A 1,764-nucleotide genomic window follows, 5' to 3' on the forward strand; every position below is an offset into this window, starting at 1 on the left:
TAATTTCACTTTACGTAATTATCAGAATTTTCATGCGATGATAGATACTTTTAATTAGGAATATAAGTTGCCACAACAGTTTCATCATACGAGAAAGGAACTCCTTTTTCTAATGTTTTAAGAAATTAATTTAAGGAATTATTCATTCCTACACAAACTATTTTACGGTCTCTGATCTACCCTTTTCTTATTTAATATCTTCCAATATTATATGCCTCTTTGATATTTTCATGTAATTCAAGCCATATGGATGCTAGTAAATTAGATTTAAAATAAACAAAAAACTGCCGAAATCTATCGACAGTTTTGTAATAAGTTAAAACTTGATCTTATTATGCCTCAATTTATCCAAAAACTCTTGGTGCAGCTTTTCCATTTCTTCCATGGCAGGATCTCGGTCCATGAAGATATATAATACAGCACCGATAGCTGCTACAACTACTCCCACTAAAAGAGTTACAGGTGTGAAGTTAGTAACCATATAGCATGAGACAATCAAAGCAATAATTGGAATAGTATACTTACCAGGTAACTTAAATCCGTGGTTAGGAAATTCATTACTGTGTTTGAATTTAATTACAGCTAAGATTGATGGAACATACTGAATAAATGAAGCCAATACGGTACATGATACTAGGAATAAGTATGATTGAGTTACAAATACACCAGTTAAAATAGCTGTCATAATGATGCCGACCCATGGTGCATCGTGTTTATTCTTTTTGCCAACCCATGCAGGTAAAAATTTTTGTTCATTTGCGAGGGATGCAATCAAAGATGGAGCGTTAAATGATGCAGAAAATGCAACACCAAAGATTGAGATAAGCATACCTACGATAATGAATGAGTAGCCCCACTTACCAACGCCATTTCCTAGTGCACTTGCTAATGGTGTTGAATAAGTGCTTAATTTACTACCAACAAGGCCAATAGCTACAAACATCATTAAGCAGTCTAAAATAGTGACACTAACCATTACGGCTATTAGAACCCGTGGAATATTCTTTTCAGGATTATTCATTTGACGAGCCGCAATTGGAATAAATGAAAAGCCGGTAAACAAATAGAATATTGGAGTAAATGCTGCACCAAAGTGTTGCAAAAATGGTCCAGCCCCTTTCGTAGCTGCTACTGGAATAATTGGTGAGAAGTTACCTTGATGAATGAAGAATGCCCCTACAATGATAAAGATAAACAATGTAATCATTTTTGCGGCTGCTGAAATATTGCTTACTAGTTTGACTAATGAACGACCAAAGAAGTTTATGATGGCGAATAAAATAATTAACCCAAATGCTAGTAAATAATAGATAGTTTGATTATTTAAGACTGGCCAAAAGCTCTTCAGCGTAGTTAGTAATGCGACAGTTTCAGCCCCTAATGTACAACAACCTAAAAACCAAGTAAAAACACCTAATTCGTATCCAGTGAATCGGCCAAAAGCATGATAAGCATATAGCCACGCTGCTCCAGACCCTTTAAATCTGCTTGATAAGTCTGCGTAGCATAGAGCGATCATTGATACAACTACGGCGGTCAATAATAATACCACGATTGCCATTAGATTCATCTCATGATAAATCTTGGCTGGCAGTAAGAAAGTACCTGACCCAATTACTGCGTTAATCCCTAAGAAATAAATAGAAATGAAGGACAATTTCTTAGGTTTCTTATCTGAATTTTCCATGATAAGCCTCGATTCTATAATCCTCCCATTACAATTATTATTTTAGGCCAAGAAGCTTCTGATTTTCAATAGGGATA

General features: G+C 35.0%; 1 protein-coding gene. It reads right to left on the reverse strand.

What is annotated here, in order from left to right; all coding sequences use genetic code 11:
• Nucleotides 1–316: 316 nt before the first annotated feature.
• Nucleotides 317–1,687 (reverse strand): APC family permease, encoded by a 1,371-nt coding sequence (locus ACI313_RS04825; RefSeq protein ID WP_013641967.1) that lies wholly within the window; start codon nucleotides 1,685–1,687, stop codon nucleotides 317–319.
• Between the last annotated feature and the right edge of the window lie 77 nt (nucleotides 1,688–1,764).

The sequence above is a fragment of the Floccifex sp. genome (genome assembly GCF_051873495.1).
Classification (GTDB): Bacteria; Bacillota_I; Bacilli_A; order Erysipelotrichales; family Erysipelotrichaceae; genus Floccifex.

What these genes read in the sequence shown, in the direction of transcription:
- ACI313_RS04825 (WP_013641967.1), bottom strand. Translation starts at nt 1,687, where the DNA reads ATGGAAAATTCAGATAAGAAACCTAAGAAATTGTCCTTCATTTCTATT.